This window comes from Qipengyuania huizhouensis (assembly GCF_019711635.1).
Classification (GTDB): Bacteria; Pseudomonadota; Alphaproteobacteria; order Sphingomonadales; family Sphingomonadaceae; genus Qipengyuania; species Qipengyuania huizhouensis.
Window position 1 is genome coordinate 69,281 of sequence record NZ_JAIGNT010000009.1, and the last position, 17,002, is coordinate 86,282.

Sequence of the window (17,002 nt, forward strand, 5' to 3'; positions counted from 1 at the left end):
CGCATTTGGTTGAGAAAAGGTTCACGGATGCAACCGCGTTGCATCTGCGTGTTGTATCGGTTCACCGATAAAATGAGGCTGCGCGCCTCAATCCATATGCTTGAGGCCGACACGCAGGTAGTCCCAGCCGGTAATCGCGGTCATCACGGCAGCAGCCCACAGTGTGACCAGACCGACCGTATGCGGCACGTTCGCTTCGATCGTCCCGATCATCACATTCCATTGTGGCAAGCCCTGCCCCAGGATCAGCGAGCCTAGCGCCAGAAGCTGGAATGTGGTTTTCCACTTGGCAAGCCGGCTGACGGGCACGGATACCTGCAAGCCTCCGAGAAACTCTCGCAATCCCGATACCGCGATCTCGCGTACCAGAATGATCAATCCCGCAATGACGTGAGCATCGCCCACATAGGGCCCACGTAGGACACCCTGTGCAGCCAGTACGAGGATAACCGCCGCGACCATGATCTTGTCCGCGATGGGATCGAGAAAGATGCCGAGCTTCGAAACTGTACCGCTGGTCCGAGCAAGATAACCATCGAAATAATCGGTAATGCCCATCAGGCAGTAGAGGCCAAAGGCCATCAAATAGCCCGCTTCCCAACCGGGCCACCAAAGCAGAAAGGCCAGCAGGGGGATCGCGACGATACGCGAAAGGGTGAGGATGTTTGGCAATGTCAGCATCTGCGCTTGTTCCCCTAACGGCATTCGCCCTGCCGCAAAAGACGTCAAGCAGGGTTGTCCGCCGCCACATTGTAGCTACCAAGTGTTTCCTTACGGAAGTTTTCCGCCGGGGGTCCATGTTCACAAGTCCGCATTTGCTGCGCACCAGGCGGTTTTTGCCGCTGTTCGTGACGCAGCTCTTCAATGCCTTCAACGACAATCTGTACAAGACCGCCATGGTCCTGTTCGTCGTCTACCAGATATATGAATCTGAAGAGGCGGAGGGAATGTTTTCCGCTGTCGCCTCGGGCCTGTTCATCCTGCCATTCTTCGTGCTTTCGGCGCTTGCCGGGCAACTGGCGGATATGCGCGACAAGGCGGCGATAATACGGAAGGTAAAGGCTTTCGAGATCGTGCTGATGTTGATCGGTGCGGAGGGCCTTTACCTGGCGTGGCGAGGCTACGAAATGCCGGTGTCGATCCCGCTGTACTTTACGACACTCGAGACTACCTTTCCGATCATTCTCATGCTCCTCGCCCTCTTCATGACGGGCATTCAATCGACCTTTCTGGGGCCGATCAAATACGCGATCCTCCCGCAGCATCTCCGCAAGGAAGAGATCTTGGCGGGCACCGGACTGGTCGAGGCCGGAACCTATCTCGCCATTCTTGCAGGGACTATCCTCGCAGGCTGGATCCCTGTCGAAGTCGCAGCCATTGGCATCATCGTCACATCGGTTGCCGGCTATCTGGTCAGCCGTCAGGTTCCACCCGCACCACCGCAAGGCGTAATCGAAAAACTCGACTGGCACATTATCCGCGCCTCCATTCGCCTGGTGCGGGACACGATGCACAATCGCGAAGTCTTCTACGCCATTCTAGCCATCAGCTTCTTCTGGACCATCGGTGCAGTACTGTTCATCCAGTTTCCCCCGCTTGCCAAAAACGTGATCATGGCCAGCAAGGAAGTGGCGAGCATCTTTCTCGTGATTTTCTCGATCGGGGTCGCCATCGGTTCTGTCGCAGTCGGCGCGCTTCTGAAAGGCAAGGTTTCGGCACGCTATGCTCCCCAATCGGTAATCGCGATGGGGATGTTCGTCGTCGCCTTCTATGTCGTGTGCAAGATCTGGGAAGCGGACAAGCCTTCCCAATTGCTGAATGTCGCGGGTTTCCTCGGGTGGCCCATGGCAAGCATCATCCTGTTTTGTCTGCTTGGCATAGCCATCGCAGGCGGAATGTTCGTGGTCCCGCTCTACGCCTTCCTGACCACGCGGGTAGCGCCCGATAAGGCGTCACGAACGATCGCCGCGAACAATATCGTCAATTCGGGGGCAATGGTCGGCGGTTCCCTGCTCGCCATGGGCATGAGCGCAGCAGGCGTCCCGATCGTCGAACAGATTCTGATCAGCGCCGGTATGTGTCTGATTTCAGCCTGGCTCGGGCGCCGCTTGCTCGAGGCAGAGCGCGCTGCGGCGACAGCCGAGCAAATCTAGATGATGAAAGCGAGTACTGCGGCTACCGTCGCAAAATAGGTGGTCGCTACGCCGCGAACGTCTTGCGCCGTCAGCTTCCAATCTACGGTCTGTCCGTCCGGCATGTCCGCATAGTGGCGGCGACGGTGGGGAATGCTGGCCCGCATCCAATGGCGGGCCGCTTCGTTCGACAGGACAAGTGCGCGTCTCATGATAGCGGGTTAACGAATTTTTAACCTTAGGTTTCCCGTAAAAATCACGCCGTTCCATTTCGGGACGGTTGGGGCTGCTGCGAGACGGTCACCAAGCTGTTCCACGGAGATTGCACGAGACAGCGAGCGTCGCTAACCGGCTTGTCCATGACCACTCGCCCGACACCCGCTGCCGCCAAGCTCCTCGTCGATTGCCTGATCGAACAGGGTTGTGAACGGATTTTCACCGTCCCGGGCGAAAGCTTTCTCCAAGTGCTCGATGCGCTGGGCCAGCAGGACACCATCGATCTGGTTACCTGCCGTCAGGAAGGCGGAGTCGCCATGATGGCCTGCGCCGATGGAGCGATGACACAGCGACCTGGGGTGGCTTTCGTCACTCGCGGCCCGGGTGCGACCAACGCCAGTATCGGCGTTCACGTCGCCATGCAGGATTCGCAGCCGATGATTCTCTTCGTCGGTGACGTCGACAGCGAGATGCGTGACCGCGAAGGCTTCCAGGAAGTCGATTTCGCCGCCTTCTTCGGCCCCATAGCCAAATGGGCGGCCCGAATCGATTCGGCGGATCGCATACCGGAATATGTCGCTCGCGCTTACGCTACCGCCATTTCCGGGCGTCCGGGTCCCGTGGTGCTGGCCTTGCCTGAAGACATGCTGAGCCGCGAGACCTCGGCGACCCCGCGCCCGCGGGTCGAACGTCCGGCTCAGGCGCCCTGCCCCGATGCCATGCAGGCGGTGATGGCGCTGATCGCCGATGCCGCCTCCCCGATCGCTATTGTCGGCGGCGCAGGCTGGAACGCCAAGGCGCGGGAATACTTCCAGCTTTTCGCCGAACGGCTCGGAATTCCGGTGGCAACTGCATTCCGCAGGCAAGATGCGATTTCTCCTTCGAGCAGCGTCTATGCGGGGAACCTGGGCTATGGCCCCAATCCCAAGCTGGTCGAGCGCGTAAAAGGCGCCGATCTTGTCCTCGCCGTCGGAGCGCGGCTCGGCGAGGCGACTACCGATGGCTATACGGTTCCCCCACTGGTCGCCGAGGATCGCAAGCTGATCCATGTCCACCCCGATCCGAACGAACTCAATAGCGTCTATCCGGCCGATCTCGCAATCTGTGCCGAGATGGACGAATTCGCGGAAAGCGCCGCGTTGTGGGACGACGGCGATGCCATCGACTTCGACGCGGGCGCCGATGCACACGCAGAGTGGAACGCCTGGGCCACGGCCCAGCCGACCGACTATTTACTGGACATGGGCCAGTGCGTGCAATTCATGCGGGATGCCCTGCCCACCGATACGATCATCTGCAACGGCGCGGGAAATTTCGCTGGGTGGTGGCATCGGTATTGGCGTTACGAAGGCTTTCCATCCCAGCTTGCACCGACCTGCGGGGCCATGGGTTATGGTGTACCTGCCGCAGTTGCTGCAGCCCTGCGTTATCCGCAACGGACGGTAGTTGCAATTGCGGGCGATGGCGACTTCCTCATGAACGGTCAGGAACTCGCCACCGCCGTGCAGCATGACGCGAACCTCATCGTCATCGTTGTCGACAATTCCGCCTACGGCACGATCCGCATGCACCAGGAACGTGAATTCCCGGGCGAAGATCGCATCAGCGGAACGAGGCTGGCGAATCCGGACTTCGCTGCCCTCGCTTCGGCCTATGGCGGATGGTCGGCGACAGCTGCTACTACCCAGGAATTCAAGGATGCACTGGGGGCTGCAAAGGGGCGAACGGGTCTGCGCCTGATCCATTGCAAGATAGAGATCGAACAACTCGCCGCCAGCGGTGCCACCGTAAGCGGGTTGCGCAGGCGCTAGAAAAGCCCAAGGGTCGGCCCTCTGAAAAGGAGACGGCCCTTCTCTGCCATGAGCGTCAGATACCGGCCATCCCGCAGATTATCGACCACTCTTCGGGTTGGATTTCCGCCACCGAAAGGCGCGACAGCTTCACCAGCTCGCACTCGGCCAGCTTCGGTTCCGCCTTGATCTGCTTGAGTGTGACAGGATGCGGGAGTTTCGTCTTTGGTATAACCTTGACCGCCGCCCATTTTCCTTCCGGATCGGTGGGATCGGTGATCCCCGCCACACTGACCTCGCAAATACCAACGATTTCCAGTCCTTCGCGCGAGTGGTAGAAGAATGCCTGATCGCCTACTTCCATCGCGGCGAGGTTATTCTTCGCGCGGTGATTGCGCACGCCGTCCCAAGTACCTTCCTTTTCCGCGACGAGATCGTCCCAGCCATATTTGAAGGGTTCGGATTTCAGCAGCCAGTAACGGGCCATCTTCTCGGTACTCCTGTCAGTCTCGGTAATATGTGATCCGCGTAGCGAGCATGCGGCGCGCTGACCAGAGGACGGTCATTCGCGGCACAAGCAGTTAACCGCTTTTTAGCTTCGCGACGATACGCATGCCCGGAAGAACAAATTCGGGGGTTCCTTTGTCTCGAATGCCAGAGCTTGATGAATCCCCGGTTCCGCCGAACGCAGGCGGCGATGCAGCGGGAATGCGTCACGATCTGGTTACGCTCGGTATCGCTTTTGCCGCCATCGTGCTTTTCGTAATAGTGGCCGGCTCAGTGGTGCCCACGGCAATACGTTCCGTGCAGGGCGACGCAGTTGCTCCGGACGTTCTCCTCACGAATGCCTTGTTGCTGAACATTGCGCTCATCCTCCTAGGATGGAACCGCTACAAGGCGCTGACCGGCAAGCTGGAGACACATCGCAGATCGGAAGCTGAAGCGCGCCGGCTTGCGGATTTCGACGATCTCACCGGCTGTCTCAATCGGCGCAGCTTCGCAGCACGGCTTGAAGGAATTCTCAGAAACGACAGTGACACGCGGGGCGGGGCGCTTGCAGCAATAGCGATCGATCTGGACAATTTCAAACAGGTGAACGACCTGAACGGACACGCAGCAGGCGACCTCGTTCTGCGCACCACATGCGACCGGATACGCCAGGTGCTGCCCGAAGATGCGACGCTGGCTCGCCTGGGCGGCGACGAATTCGTTTGTGCCGTTCCATATAGCCTTCGCTCACCAGAGCGGATCGAATGGCTGGCAGCGCGGATGATCGAGCAAGTTTCGAAATCCGTCATCCATGATGGCATCTCAATCGATGTCACCATTTCCATCGGTCTCGCCAGCTCCGCCCATCTTTCCAGCGATGGTCGGGAAACACCTGCACAAGGTCTGATGCACAAGGCGGATATAGCCATGTATCATGCCAAGAAGCAGGGCAAGAACCGCTTCTACTGGTTCGAACCGCCGATGGAAAACGAACTGCGCTTCCGCAGCGAGCTGAAGGCCGGAATACGTCGGGGCATCGAGAACGGGGAATTCGTACCCTATTACGAGCAGCAGGTCGATCTCGACAGCGGCGAACTGGTCGGTTTTGAAATGCTGGCTCGGTGGGAGTCCCCGGAAATGGGCCTCATCGGCCCCGAGATATTCATCCCCATCGCCGAGGAAATCGGTGTAATCGCGGAGCTTTCGGAAAAGCTGATTGCTCGCGCATTTACCGATGCGCTTCGCTGGGATCCGCGGATCACGCTCTCGGTCAACATCTCGCCGGTCCAGATGCGCGACCCCTGGTTCGCCCAGAAAATACTCAAGATGCTGGTCGAACACAGGTTCCCGGCCCACCGACTGGACATCGAGATCACCGAAACCTGTCTGCACGAGAATATCGGCATGGTCCGATCGATGATTACCTCGCTGCGCAATCAGGGCGTCCGGGTTAGCCTCGATGACTTTGGAACAGGATATTCGAGCCTCTCCCAGCTGCGTAGCCTTCCGTTCGATCAATTGAAGATCGATCGCAGTTTCATCAGCGAATTGAAGAACGGCGACCAGAGCGCCAAGCTGGTCGATGCGATCGTTTCGATGAGCGATGGTCTCAAGTTGCCGATCACGGCAGAGGGGATCGAGAACGAGAACGTAGTCAATGCGCTAAGGCGCTGGGGTCAGATGAAGGGTCAGGGCTATCACTATGGACGCCCCGAACCCGCTGAAAAGGTCCTCGACCGCCTGGCGGCGTGCGGGAGATTGGGACAAGATCCCAATGCAAGAGTACTGGACATTACCAAGGCAACTCCGAAGGCTGACCTGGACAAGACAGCCGACGGCGGCCAGCGCGCCGTCTGATACGACACTGGACGCTATGCCCCGCAGACCCTAGATGCGCGGTCCTGATGCGCGTTCCTTTTATCAAGATGCACGGACTTGGAAACGACTTCGTCGTGCTGGATGCGCGTGAAAACGCTCTGCCAGCGCTCGAAAGGCAGCGCGTTTTCGCAATCGCAGACCGGCATACCGGGATCGGCTGCGACCAGCTTATCCTGTTAGAACAAAGCGAAACCGCCGATTTCCGGATGCGTATATTCAATGCCGACGGCGGTGAAGTGGGTGCCTGCGGCAATGCCACGCGCGCAGTTGCCTTGCTGCATGGAAAAGAGGCGCGGATCGAAACATCCGGCGGAATGCTCATCGCCTCGCCAGCGGGCGGCGGCGCAAGCGTCGATATGGGAACACCGCACTTCGAATGGGACGCGATCCCGCTTGGCTATGCGATGGACACTCTCTCCATGCCCGTCGGGTGGGAAATGCTCGATAGCCCCGGCGCCGTGAATGTCGGCAATCCGCATGTCATCTTCTTCGTCGAGGATACCGACGCCATACCTCTCGACCGTTTGGGTCCTGAGATCGAAAACGATCCGCTTTTCCCGGAGCGCGTAAACGTGAATGTCGCCACGGTGGAAAGTCGTAGGCGTATCCGGTTGCGTGTGTGGGAACGCGGCGCGGGGCTGACCCGCGCCTGCGGCACGGGCGCCTGCGCCACGGCGGTCCACGCCATGCGGCGCAAGCTGGTCGACAGCCCGGTGACGGTCGCTCTGCCCGGCGGTGAACTGGTGATCGAATGGCAGGATGGCGGTTCGATCCTGATGACCGGCCCTGCCGCCGAAAGCTTTCGCGGAAGCTTCGAGTGGGATGATTACGCGTGAACGCGCCCCAAGTCGTCTCATTGGGTTGCCGGCTCAACCTCTCGGAAAGCGAACGTATCCGCGCGATGCTGGCGGGCGAGGACAATCTCGTCGTAATCAACAGCTGCGCGGTCACCAGCGAAGCAGTGCGCCAAACGCGGCAGGCGATTCGCAAGGCGCGCAAGGCCAACCCCGACGCTCGCCTGCTGGTGACCGGCTGCGCCGCCGAGATCGAGCGCGATCAGCTATCGGCCATGCCCGAAGTCGACGGACTTATCGGCAATGAAACCAAGCTCGATCCACGCAGCTGGAACGTAGCGTCGAGCGCCCCGCCCGTCCCCGCCCTGCACACCCGCGCCTTCGTCGCCGTCCAGAACGGCTGCGACCACGCCTGTACTTTCTGTGTCATTCCCCAGGGCCGCGGGGCCAGCCGTTCTTTGTCGGTCGCCCAAGTCTTGCGCGAGGTCGAAACACATCTCGATGCCGGTGCCGCCGAGGTGGTTCTGACCGGCGTAGATGTGACCTCGTGGGGTCAGGATTTGCCGGGACAGCCCGGACTGGGATCGCTGGTGCAAGCGGTGCTCGATGCCTTTCCCGCCCTTACCCGCATCCGCATGTCGTCGATCGACGGGATCGAGGTGGATGAGCAATTGTTCGAACTGTTCGCCGCAGAACCCCGCGTCATGCCGCATATCCACCTTTCGCTCCAGCATGGGCATGACCTGATCCTCAAACGGATGAAGCGCCGTCATTTGCGATCCGATGCGGTGAATCTCGTGACCCGGCTCAAGGACCGGCGGCCCGAAATTGCGGTGGGAGCCGACCTGATCGCCGGCTTCCCGACCGAAAGCACGGGGCACCACGAAGCCAATCTCTCGATCGTCCGTGAACTCGACATCGTCCACGGCCATATCTTTCCCTATTCGCCGCGACCGGGAACCCCGGCTGCACGCATGCCGCAAGTCGACCGCCCTACAATCAAGCGCCGCGCTGCCGAACTGCGCACCGCCGTTGCCAAGGCGCGCAGCGACTGGCTGGCGACGCTCGTCGATAAGCCCCTGTCAGTCCTCGCCGAAAGCGACGGGACCGGCTATTCGCCAGAATTCGCCCGCGTGAGACTGCCCGAAGGCATCGCCCGCGGCATCATCGTAACCGTTACGCCGAAGACACTCGAGGACGCACTCCTGTCATGAGCAAACCCAGCTGGACCGAACGCCTGTTCGGCGGCTTCAAGAAGACTAGCGAGCGACTGACCGAAAACCTCACCGAGGCGGTCAGCAAGGCCAAGCTGGACGACGCGACGCTCGACGATGTCGAGGATGCGCTGATCATGTCCGACCTCGGTCCCAGCGCCGCATCTCGTATCCGCGCACGGTTGAGGGAAAAACGTTTCGGTCTCGAAATCAGCGCGCAGGAATTGAAGGAAGCGGTGGCAGAGGAAATCGCCGCCATCCTGCGCCCCGTGGCGAAACCGCTGGAGATTACCGCATTCCCGCGTCCGCAGGTGCTATTGGTGATCGGCGTTAATGGCAGCGGAAAGACCACGACCATCGCCAAGCTCGCACACCTGTTCGTGGAAGACGACTACAACGTCATGCTGGCGGCAGGCGACACCTTCCGCGCCGCCGCCATCGGCCAGCTCCAGACCTGGGCAGACCGCGTGGGCGTGCCGCTCGTCCGCGGAGCCGAGGGTGGAGATCCCGCGAGCATCGTGTTCGACGCGGTCAAGAAAGGAACGGCGGAAGGCACCGACGTGCTGATCGTCGACACGGCCGGTCGCCTGCAGAACAAGCGCGAGCTGATGGACGAGCTGGCCAAGATCAGGAAGGTCCTCGGTCGGCTCAACCCCGAAGCGCCGCACGATGTGGTGCTCGTGCTGGATGCGACGAACGGTCAGAACGCGCTGTCACAGATCGACGTGTTCAAGGAGGTCGCAGGCGTGACCGGACTGGTCATGACCAAGCTTGACGGCACAGCACGCGGCGGCGTGCTTGTACAGGCAGCCGAGCAGTATGGCCTGCCGATCCACGCCATCGGTGTGGGCGAAAAGATCGACGATTTGCGGCCATTCGATCCCGACCTGGTGGCGCGTGTAATTGCAGGAGTGGCGTAATGAGCGAGACAACTCCCAGGAAACCCACCGGCTGGCTGCACACGCTAGTCGACTATGGCCCGCTGCTGGTCTTCCTCGGCGTCTACAAGCTCTACCAGCCGCCCGAGACATCGACTTTCGGCGAAATCGCCGCAGTAATCTACGGCACGATAGCCTTCATGGTCGCTGCGATGGTGGCGCTGGTATTCAGCAAGTGGAAATTCGGCAAGGTGAGCCCGATGCTTATCCTCTCGACCACGCTGATCGTCGGTTTCGGCGCGCTGACGATATGGCTGCGGGACGAGCGCTTCATCCAGTTCAAGCCGACCGCGATCTACCTGCTGTTCGGAATAGTCCTGATCGTCGGGTGGCTGCGCGATCGCGCATGGTTGCAAGTGCTGCTGGAGGCGGCATTCGAAGGCGTGACGCACCAGGGCTGGCTCAAGCTTTCGCGCAACTGGGGTTTTTTCTTCTTCGCGCTCGCCGCGCTCAATGAAGTGCTGGTGCGCACCATGAGCTTCGAAAGCTGGCTCTGGGCCAAGCTGTGGGTCTTCCTGCCACTGACTTTCCTCTTCACCTTCACGCAGATACCGATGCTGCTGAAACATGGACTGTCACTGGAAGATACGGATGAAGTGCTCAAGGACGAGCCGCCGACTGGCTAAGAGCTAGATCTCCACCTGGCTCCCCAGCTCCACCACGCGGTTGGTCGGCAGCCTGAAGAAGTCCATCGCCGTCGCCGCATTTCTCAGCATCCAGGCGAAAATCTTCTCGCGCCAGATTGGCATGCCCGGCTTGTCGCTCGGCAACAGGGTCTGGCGCGAAAGGAAGAAGCTGGTGTGCATCATGTCGAATTCGCCGCCGCAGCGTTCCATTTCCTTGAGTCCCTGCGGGACGTTGGTTTCCTGCATGAAACCATAGTGCAAGACGGCGCGATAGAACCCATCGCCGAGATCGTGGATTTCGCAGCGCTCATTCTCGTCGACATAGGGAGCATCCGCGATCAGCACGGTCAGGATCACCACGCGTTCGTGGAGGACCTTGTTGTGCTTGATATTGTGCAGCAATGCGGAAGGAACGCCCGCAGTCTGGCTGGCCATGAAAATCGCCGTGCCGGGCACGCGCGTAGCGGAATTCTTCGCGCTCTTGGCAAAGATTTCAATCGGCAGCGCGGTCTCATGCATGCGCTCGCGCATCAGCTTCCGCCCGCGCGCCCAAGTGGTGAGCAGAGTGAAGGCGACGAGGCCGACCACGAGCGGGAACCAGCCTCCATCGGGAATTTTCACCAGATTGGCCGCAAAATAGGCACCGTCGACGATCAGGAAGAAGGTCACGACCGGAGCTGCTATCCACCACCTCCACTTCCATACGCCGACGAACAGCACGCCCATTAGCAATGTGTCGATGGTGACGGCGCCAGTTACGGCGATACCATATGCCGCGGCAAGGTTTGAAGATGTCTGGAAGGTCAGCACCAGCAGGATCACCGCTATCATCAGCGCCCAGTTGATCACCGGAATGTATATCTGACCGCTCTCGGTCTCGCTGGTATGCCGGATGGTCATACGCGGCATGAAGCCCAGCTGCATCGCCTGATGGGTGATGCTGAAAGCGCCGGATATAACCGCCTGGCTGGCGATAAAGGTCGCCACGGTAGCTAGGATAACCAGCGGCAGGCGGTATTCTTCGCTTGCGAGAAGGAAGAAGGGATTGCGGACGACTTCCGCGGCCTGCTCCGCCGGCAGGCCGGCAATCATGGCTCCCTGCCCGAAATAGTTGAGCAGTAGGCAAGGCATGACGAAACCGAACCAGGAAAGCCGCATCGGTCCCCTGCCGAAGTGCCCCATGTCGGAATAGAGTGCCTCCGAACCCGTAACCGCCAGGACCACCGCACCCAGGGCGAGGAAGGCAACCACACCGTCCGTCAGGAAGAATTGCACGGCATACCAGGGGTTCAGCGCCCAGAGAATGTCCGGGTTCTGCAGTATCTGGTTGGCGCCGAGTAGCGCGATAGTGACAAAATAAACGATCATCACCGGGGCGAAGAGTGCACCCACCTTGGCCGTGCCGCGGCTTTGCAGGAAGAAGAGGAATACCAGCAGGAGAAGTGCGATGGGAATGACAAGCGGGTCGAGCCCGGGATTGACGACGGTCAGACCTTCCACCGCAGACAGCACCGAAATCGCGGGCGTAATCATGCTGTCGCCGTAGAACAGCGAGGTCGCGAACACTCCCAGCAACACTACCAGCCAGCCGTATTTCGATCGGCCGATGTGCCGGCTCAGCAACGCGACAAGAGCAAGGCTCCCGCCCTGCCCCTTGTTGTCCGCGCGCATCAATATGGTGACATACTGGATCGAAACCACGATGAGCATCGACCAGAAAATCAGGCTGACCACGCCCAGCACGTGCATCCGGTCGATGGCGATATTTGCCGCGCCGGCAAAAGTCTCACGGAAAGCGTAAAGCGGACTGGTGCCGATATCGCCGAAGACAATGCCCACAGCGCCGACGGCGAGCGCGGTCTTCGACGCTCCATGGCCGTTGCCACGCGCTTTCGACCCGTCCTGTACGGGCGCAGCATCTGGCACGTTCGCCTCGCTCATATAAAGGGTGTTACCTGCCGCATAGCGTCAAAACCTTGAGATCCGGGAGGCCTGCCCCCGTGCAAGGGGGCGGCGCTTAGCACCAAGGGAGAGAGGGAGCAATACGCGCCGCTCCGGGCCTAGTCGGCCGCATCGGGTTGCGGCGTGCCTTGCCCGGACATCGCTTCGAGCTGCATCACCCGGAGAGCCAGCGATTCGCGCCACTCCGCATCTTCGGGTGCTGCTCGCAGGGCTTCGCGCCATAATTCCAGCGCTCTCCCGGCCTCGCCCATACGCAGCCATGACAGGCCGAGGAAGTAGCGCGGGCCAGCGTTCTCCTCGTCGATCTCCTGTGCCTTTTCGAAAGCATAGAGCGCCGCAGGGGTGAGTTGGCCATCGCCATGCTCGACCAAGGCGATACCCAGGGCCAACCAGGCTTCCAGATCGCCGGCATTCTCCTGCGTGGCGTTGCGATAGAAGCCGGCCGCCTGCGCAAAATCTCCGCGACGTGCGAAAGCATCGCCGGTCGTGATCCAGCGTGATGGAAGTTGGGATGTGTCGAAATATTCGCGGCGCGCGGAGATCAGTAGCTCTCCGTCGACCTGTTGCCGTTCGGCGGCAATGCCAGGTGCGGCGGGCTGGCCTGGACTACCTTGAAGCGCATAGCCTGTAAGGCCAAACAGCAGGGTCGCGCCGAGCAGGGTCCAGCCGCTGCGGTTGACCTTGAGCAGGAAGGCGGCGACGAGGAACACCGCTGCGGCCAAGACGATTATCGGAACCCAGCTCATGCACGCCTCCTGAATCGGCGCCAGAACAGCAGGCCCGCGATGCCGACCAGCAGCGCAGGAACTGCAAACAGCGGCCAGGTCGTCGCGCTCATCACCGGTTGGTAGCTGACGTAATCGCCATAACGATCCATCAGCCAGCGGCGTATTTCGCCCGGCTCTTCGCCTGCCGCAATGCGGATGCGGACCTGATGCCGCATATCCCCGGCCATCGGGGCATCGCTATCGGCGATGGATTGCGACTGGCACTTGAGACAGCGCAGCGTCTCCATCAGTTCCTGCGCAGCAGCTTCCTGCTCGGGATCGTCGAGCTGGCGATAGGCATAAGGGGCTGGCGGCATGGAATCCTGTGCCGCGAGCGGGAGCGCGATCAAGGCTGCCAATAGAATAGCGAGCGCTCTCATCCTTCGGCCTTGCGCAATTCTTCGAGAAGCACAGGCACATGTTCGGGCCGGATATCGCCGATATGCTGGTAGGTTATGATGCCCTCGCCATCGATCACGAAGGTTTCAGGCACTCCGGACGAACCGATACCCAGCTGCACTTCGGACAGATCATCGCGTCCTATGCGGGTGTAGGGATTGCCGTGTTCGGCAAGAAACCGCATCACGTCGGAAGGCTTGTCGCGAATGGCGACGCCGACGATCTCCACGCCCTCCTCTTTCAGCCTTTCCAGCTGCGGAGCTTCGGCGATGCAGGGCAGGCACCAACTCGCCCAGATGTTGAGCAGTTTCGGCCCGCCAGCGTGGAAATAGCGGCTGTCGACGCCTGGTCGATCGAGGCTGGCAGGCGGCAAGGTGAAGTAGGGCAATTCCTTGCCCACCATCGTGCTCTTGATGAATTCGTCCTTGGGCTGGCTCAGCTGGTAGGCAGCAAGCCCCAGGAAACCGAAAAATATCAGGAACGGGAGCCACAAACGCCAGTTCATGCCAGGGCCTTCTCATCGTTGCGCCGCATGGCCAGCTTGCGCCGCACTGACCGGCGCCTCAGATCGACCCGCACGCGGCCAATCAGCGCCAGCGCTCCGCCGAGCGCCACCAGCAGGCCACCGTACCAGATGAAGGTCACGAACGGCTTCCACCACAGGCGCAGCTGCCAGCGCCCGTCATTGTTCTCTCCGCCCATCACCGCATAGAGTTGTCCGTTCCAGCGGGTGACCAGAACGCTCTCGGTGGTCTGCTGAGCAGGCGCCCAGAAATTACGCGATTCGGGTGCAATCCGGGTCGGTTCGCCACCCTTGTATGACACGTCGAGTTGTCCGGCCATCGCGGTCCAGTTCGGACCGGCGATTGGATCCACCGATTCCAGCTGGACGCCCCAGGGACCTACCGCCGTTGTTCCTCCCTCTTCGAGCGCTGCCAGCTTCTCTTGCGAGAAGGCGCCTTCGCTGGCCATTCCGAACAGTGCCACGGCAATCCCGAAATGCGCGATTACCATGCCCCAGGTCGCGATAGGAACGCGCAGGAGGTTCCGTCCTTTCAGGGGCAGGAAGCTCGCCACTCCAACGGCAAAGGCAAAGGAAAGGCCCAGCAGGGGCAGAAGCGCCGTCCCGAACAGCACAGTGCAGAGTATCAATGCGGCAAGGAGTAATGCCGCGACCAAAGCGATTTCTTTCGAAATGCGCGCCCAGCTATCTTTGCGCCAGCGCAGAAGCGGGCCCACCGCCATGACTGCGAGCATCGGAAATGCAAAGACTGCACCGACGGGATTGAAATAGGGCGGCCCCACGGAAACACGCACATCGAAGGCTTCGGTCAGCAACGGATAGAGCGTGCCCAGCAGGACGACGGCAAGAATGGCGCTGAGCATAACGTTATTGACCACCAGCGCGCCTTCGCGACTGGCCACCGAGAAGCGCTCACCCTCGTTGATCGACCCGGCCCGTAAGGCGAACAGCAGCAACGCCCCGCCGATGTACAGCGCCAGCAGGAAGAGGATAAAGCTCCCCCTCTCCGGATCGACCGCGAAGGCATGGACGCTTGTCAGTATGCCGGAACGAACGAGGAAGGTGCCTAGCATCGACATCGAAAAGGCGACCACGCCCAGCATGATCGTCCACACCCGCAAAGCATCGCGGCTGGCCAGCACGCTGGCCGAATGCAGCAGAGCGGTCGCGGCGAGCCAAGGCATGAGCGATGCGTTTTCGACCGGGTCCCAGAACCAGTAGCCACCCCAGCCGAGTTCGTAATAGGCCCAGTAACTGCCCGCCGTGATCCCCAAAGTGAGGAACACCCACGCCCCCAGGATCCACGGGCGCATCGCGCGCGCAAAATCGGGCGTGACCTGCCGAGTCATCAATGCGCCCACAGCGAAACTGAAGGCGACGGACAGGCCGACATAGCCGAAATAGAGCGTTGGCGGATGTAGCGCGAGACCGATATCCTGAAGCAACGGATTGAGCCCGAGCCCTTCTACCGCTGGCTGCGGGAGTCGCTCGAACGGATTGGAGCTGAGGAGAAGGAAAGCATAGAAGCCGAGCGCAACGAACCCTTGCGCTGCAAGCGTCGCCTGCATGGTACGCTCGGGCAGACGCCGCTCGACCCCGGCGATCAGCGCTCCGGCCAGCGCCATCACCGTCACCCACAGCAGCATCGAGCCTTCGTGATTGCCCCAGGCTCCCGAGAGCTTGAAGATAAGCGGCTTCATGGTGTGCGAATTCATCGCCACCAGTTTGACCGAGAGATCGGTGATGGCGAAAACCCACAAAAGCATGGCGAAGGACACGGCCACGAGCCCGCCTTGCAGGATAGCCGCCGGACGCGTCAGCCCGGCAAGTTCGCTTTCAATCCCGCCGCGCAGCGCGAGAACGCCGCCCACCAGCTGCAGCACCGCCAGTGCCGCCGCCAGCCACAGTGCCGCGAGACCGATTTCTGCAATCATTCGAGACCGACCGTCGTCTCTTCGGCCATTTCGGCGGCCTGATGCTCGCTCATCCCTTCAAGCTCGCGCGGCACGTAATTTTCGTCATGCTTGGCGAGCAGATTATCCGCCACGAAGGTCCCGTCGGCTGCGAGCCGTCCTTCGGCAACCACGCCCGATCCTTCCACGAAAAGATCGGGAAGTATCCCGGCATAGCGCACCGGTACCGCCGAATTCTCGCGGCCGGTAACGGTGAAGGTCACGGTGATGCCGTCCGCCATAGTCTGCAGGGAGTCCGGGGCCACCATCCCGCCCAGCCGGACCGCTTGCCCGACTTCCGGCGGGTCGGCCTCCATCTGCTCGGGAAGATAGAAATAGCTCGCCTGATTGCGCAGCGCGTAGGACGCCAGCAACGCCGCACCGATCAGCGCGGCGAGAGCAAGCACGACAAGGACGAGACGCTGGTGCTTGGCTTTCATCTATCCGCCTTCGAACTGGAACGTACCTTGGCGCGGCGGGCTTCGGCGCGCTTCATCGCAATCCAGCTCCACGCGATCATGGCCAGCGTGCCGCCGACTCCGATGGCGTATGCCAGATAGACGAACGTCCACTGGTCCAATGCCTCGCGCATCAGTCCATCTCCATTGCGCGGCGGCGCAGGCGAGCTTCCGCCTGTATGTCGGCCAGAAGCGCTCGCATGCGCGCCAGCACCACGCCGCCGAAAATGAGCGAGAAGCCGACGACAGCGACAAGTAGGGGGGCGAGGAATATGCCGTCGATCGAGCTATTGCCCAGGGTGATACTCGGCGGCTGGTGAAGCGAGTTCCACCACACGACGCTCCGGTTGATAATCGGGATGTTGATCGCGCCCAATAGGCCGAAAATCGCCGGGATGCGGGCTGACACGCCCTCGCGCTCGGCCGCTTTTGCCAGAGCGATATAGGCGACGTACAGGAAAGCGAGCACCAGCATCGAAGTAAGCCTGCCATCCCATACCCACCATGCCCCCCAGGTTGGGCGCCCCCAGACGGAGCCGGTTGCAAGACAGATCAGTGTGAAGACCAGGCCCGGTACGGCTGCGCCACGCGCGGCAAGCGCAGCGAGCGGGTGCCTCCACACAAGGAACACGAGACTGGAGATGGCAATCGCCGTCCAGCCTCCCATCCCCAGCCATGCTGTCGGGACGTGAATGAACAGGATACGCACGGTCTCGCCCATCAACCGGTCTGGCGGAACCTGGGTAAAGCCCCAGACAAGCGCGCCGGCAGACAATATGATTCCGCTCACCAACAGAAGTGGTGTCAACCAGGCAGCAAGGGCCAGGAAGCGCTTGGGATTGGCGAAACCATGCATGTCGTAAG

At 60.9% G+C, this 17,002-nt stretch carries 18 protein-coding genes; 7 read left to right on the forward strand and 11 right to left on the reverse strand.

The window, feature by feature from the left end:
- Window positions 1-87: 87 nt before the first annotated feature.
- Window positions 88-681 carry a CDP-diacylglycerol--glycerol-3-phosphate 3-phosphatidyltransferase gene (pgsA, locus tag K3180_RS09150; RefSeq protein WP_221540164.1) on the reverse strand — a complete coding sequence of 198 codons (594 nt, stop codon included), beginning with the start codon at window positions 679-681 and terminating at the stop codon, window positions 88-90.
- A gap of 116 nt (window positions 682-797) precedes the next feature.
- Here pgsA and K3180_RS09155 point away from each other — a divergent pair, with 116 nt between their 5' ends.
- Complete coding sequence (locus tag K3180_RS09155; RefSeq protein WP_221540166.1) at window positions 798-2,153, forward strand: MFS transporter; 1,356 nt, start codon at window positions 798-800, stop codon at window positions 2,151-2,153.
- Here the strand turns inward: K3180_RS09155 and K3180_RS09160 are convergent.
- On the reverse strand, window positions 2,150-2,344 hold the full coding sequence (locus tag K3180_RS09160; protein ID WP_221540168.1) for a hypothetical protein: 195 nt from the start codon (window positions 2,342-2,344) through the stop codon (window positions 2,150-2,152). The genes K3180_RS09155 and K3180_RS09160 overlap by 4 nt on opposite strands.
- A gap of 147 nt (window positions 2,345-2,491) precedes the next feature.
- Here K3180_RS09160 and K3180_RS09165 point away from each other — a divergent pair, with 147 nt between their 5' ends.
- Window positions 2,492-4,159, forward strand: a complete 1,668-nt coding sequence (locus tag K3180_RS09165; protein WP_221540170.1) for a thiamine pyrophosphate-binding protein — start codon at window positions 2,492-2,494, stop codon at window positions 4,157-4,159.
- 55 nt (window positions 4,160-4,214) lie between these two features.
- On the opposite strand, the gene K3180_RS09170 is transcribed toward K3180_RS09165, so the two are convergent.
- A complete protein-coding gene (locus K3180_RS09170; protein WP_221540172.1) occupies window positions 4,215-4,625 on the reverse strand; it encodes an EVE domain-containing protein in 411 nt (136 codons plus the stop codon).
- A gap of 164 nt (window positions 4,626-4,789) precedes the next feature.
- Here K3180_RS09170 and K3180_RS09175 point away from each other — a divergent pair, with 164 nt between their 5' ends.
- Genes K3180_RS09175 through K3180_RS09195 form a run of 5 tightly spaced genes read left to right on the forward strand, consistent with a single transcriptional unit; the run spans window position 4,790 to window position 10,077 of the window.
- A complete protein-coding gene (locus K3180_RS09175) occupies window positions 4,790-6,484 on the forward strand; it encodes a putative bifunctional diguanylate cyclase/phosphodiesterase (protein ID WP_247710442.1) in 1,695 nt (564 codons plus the stop codon).
- A 47-nt stretch (window positions 6,485-6,531) separates the two neighbouring features.
- A complete protein-coding gene (dapF, locus tag K3180_RS09180) occupies window positions 6,532-7,341 on the forward strand; it encodes a diaminopimelate epimerase (protein ID WP_221540173.1) in 810 nt (269 codons plus the stop codon).
- Window positions 7,338-8,513: a MiaB/RimO family radical SAM methylthiotransferase gene (locus tag K3180_RS09185; protein ID WP_221540175.1), complete on the forward strand. Its 1,176-nt coding sequence runs from the start codon at window positions 7,338-7,340 to the stop codon at window positions 8,511-8,513. Before dapF ends, K3180_RS09185 begins: the two co-directional genes overlap by 4 nt.
- Window positions 8,510-9,433: a signal recognition particle-docking protein FtsY gene (gene ftsY / locus K3180_RS09190; protein ID WP_221540177.1), complete on the forward strand. Its 924-nt coding sequence runs from the start codon at window positions 8,510-8,512 to the stop codon at window positions 9,431-9,433. Before K3180_RS09185 ends, ftsY begins: the two co-directional genes overlap by 4 nt.
- Entirely contained in the window at window positions 9,433-10,077 is a 645-nt protein-coding gene (locus tag K3180_RS09195; protein WP_221540179.1) for an inner membrane-spanning protein YciB, read from the forward strand. Before ftsY ends, K3180_RS09195 begins: the two co-directional genes overlap by 1 nt.
- A 3-nt stretch (window positions 10,078-10,080) precedes the next feature.
- Here K3180_RS09195 and K3180_RS09200 read toward each other — a convergent pair whose 3' ends face one another.
- The 8 genes from K3180_RS09200 to ccmC form a co-directional block, all read right to left on the reverse strand.
- Entirely contained in the window at window positions 10,081-12,018 is a 1,938-nt protein-coding gene (locus K3180_RS09200) for a potassium transporter Kup (RefSeq protein ID WP_221540181.1), read from the reverse strand.
- A gap of 119 nt (window positions 12,019-12,137) precedes the next feature.
- Window positions 12,138-12,785, reverse strand: a complete 648-nt coding sequence (locus tag K3180_RS09205; RefSeq protein WP_221540183.1) for a tetratricopeptide repeat protein — start codon at window positions 12,783-12,785, stop codon at window positions 12,138-12,140.
- Complete coding sequence (locus K3180_RS09210; RefSeq protein ID WP_221540185.1) at window positions 12,782-13,186, reverse strand: cytochrome c-type biogenesis protein; 405 nt, start codon at window positions 13,184-13,186, stop codon at window positions 12,782-12,784. The genes K3180_RS09205 and K3180_RS09210 overlap by 4 nt, the downstream gene beginning before the upstream one ends.
- Complete coding sequence (locus K3180_RS09215; RefSeq protein WP_221540187.1) at window positions 13,183-13,710, reverse strand: DsbE family thiol:disulfide interchange protein; 528 nt, start codon at window positions 13,708-13,710, stop codon at window positions 13,183-13,185. Before K3180_RS09215 ends, K3180_RS09210 begins: the two co-directional genes overlap by 4 nt.
- On the reverse strand, window positions 13,707-15,662 hold the full coding sequence (locus tag K3180_RS09220) for a heme lyase CcmF/NrfE family subunit (RefSeq protein ID WP_221540190.1): 1,956 nt from the start codon (window positions 15,660-15,662) through the stop codon (window positions 13,707-13,709). Before K3180_RS09220 ends, K3180_RS09215 begins: the two co-directional genes overlap by 4 nt.
- Complete coding sequence (gene ccmE, locus K3180_RS09225; RefSeq protein WP_221540192.1) at window positions 15,659-16,120, reverse strand: cytochrome c maturation protein CcmE; 462 nt, start codon at window positions 16,118-16,120, stop codon at window positions 15,659-15,661. Before ccmE ends, K3180_RS09220 begins: the two co-directional genes overlap by 4 nt.
- The gene (locus K3180_RS09230) at window positions 16,117-16,272 is read right to left on the reverse strand and encodes a hypothetical protein (protein ID WP_221540194.1); all 156 of its coding nucleotides are present in this window, start codon (window positions 16,270-16,272) and stop codon (window positions 16,117-16,119) included. The genes ccmE and K3180_RS09230 overlap by 4 nt, the downstream gene beginning before the upstream one ends.
- Window positions 16,272-16,994: a heme ABC transporter permease CcmC gene (ccmC, locus tag K3180_RS09235; RefSeq protein ID WP_221540196.1), complete on the reverse strand. Its 723-nt coding sequence runs from the start codon at window positions 16,992-16,994 to the stop codon at window positions 16,272-16,274. Before ccmC ends, K3180_RS09230 begins: the two co-directional genes overlap by 1 nt.
- Window positions 16,995-17,002: the final 8 nt, after the last annotated feature.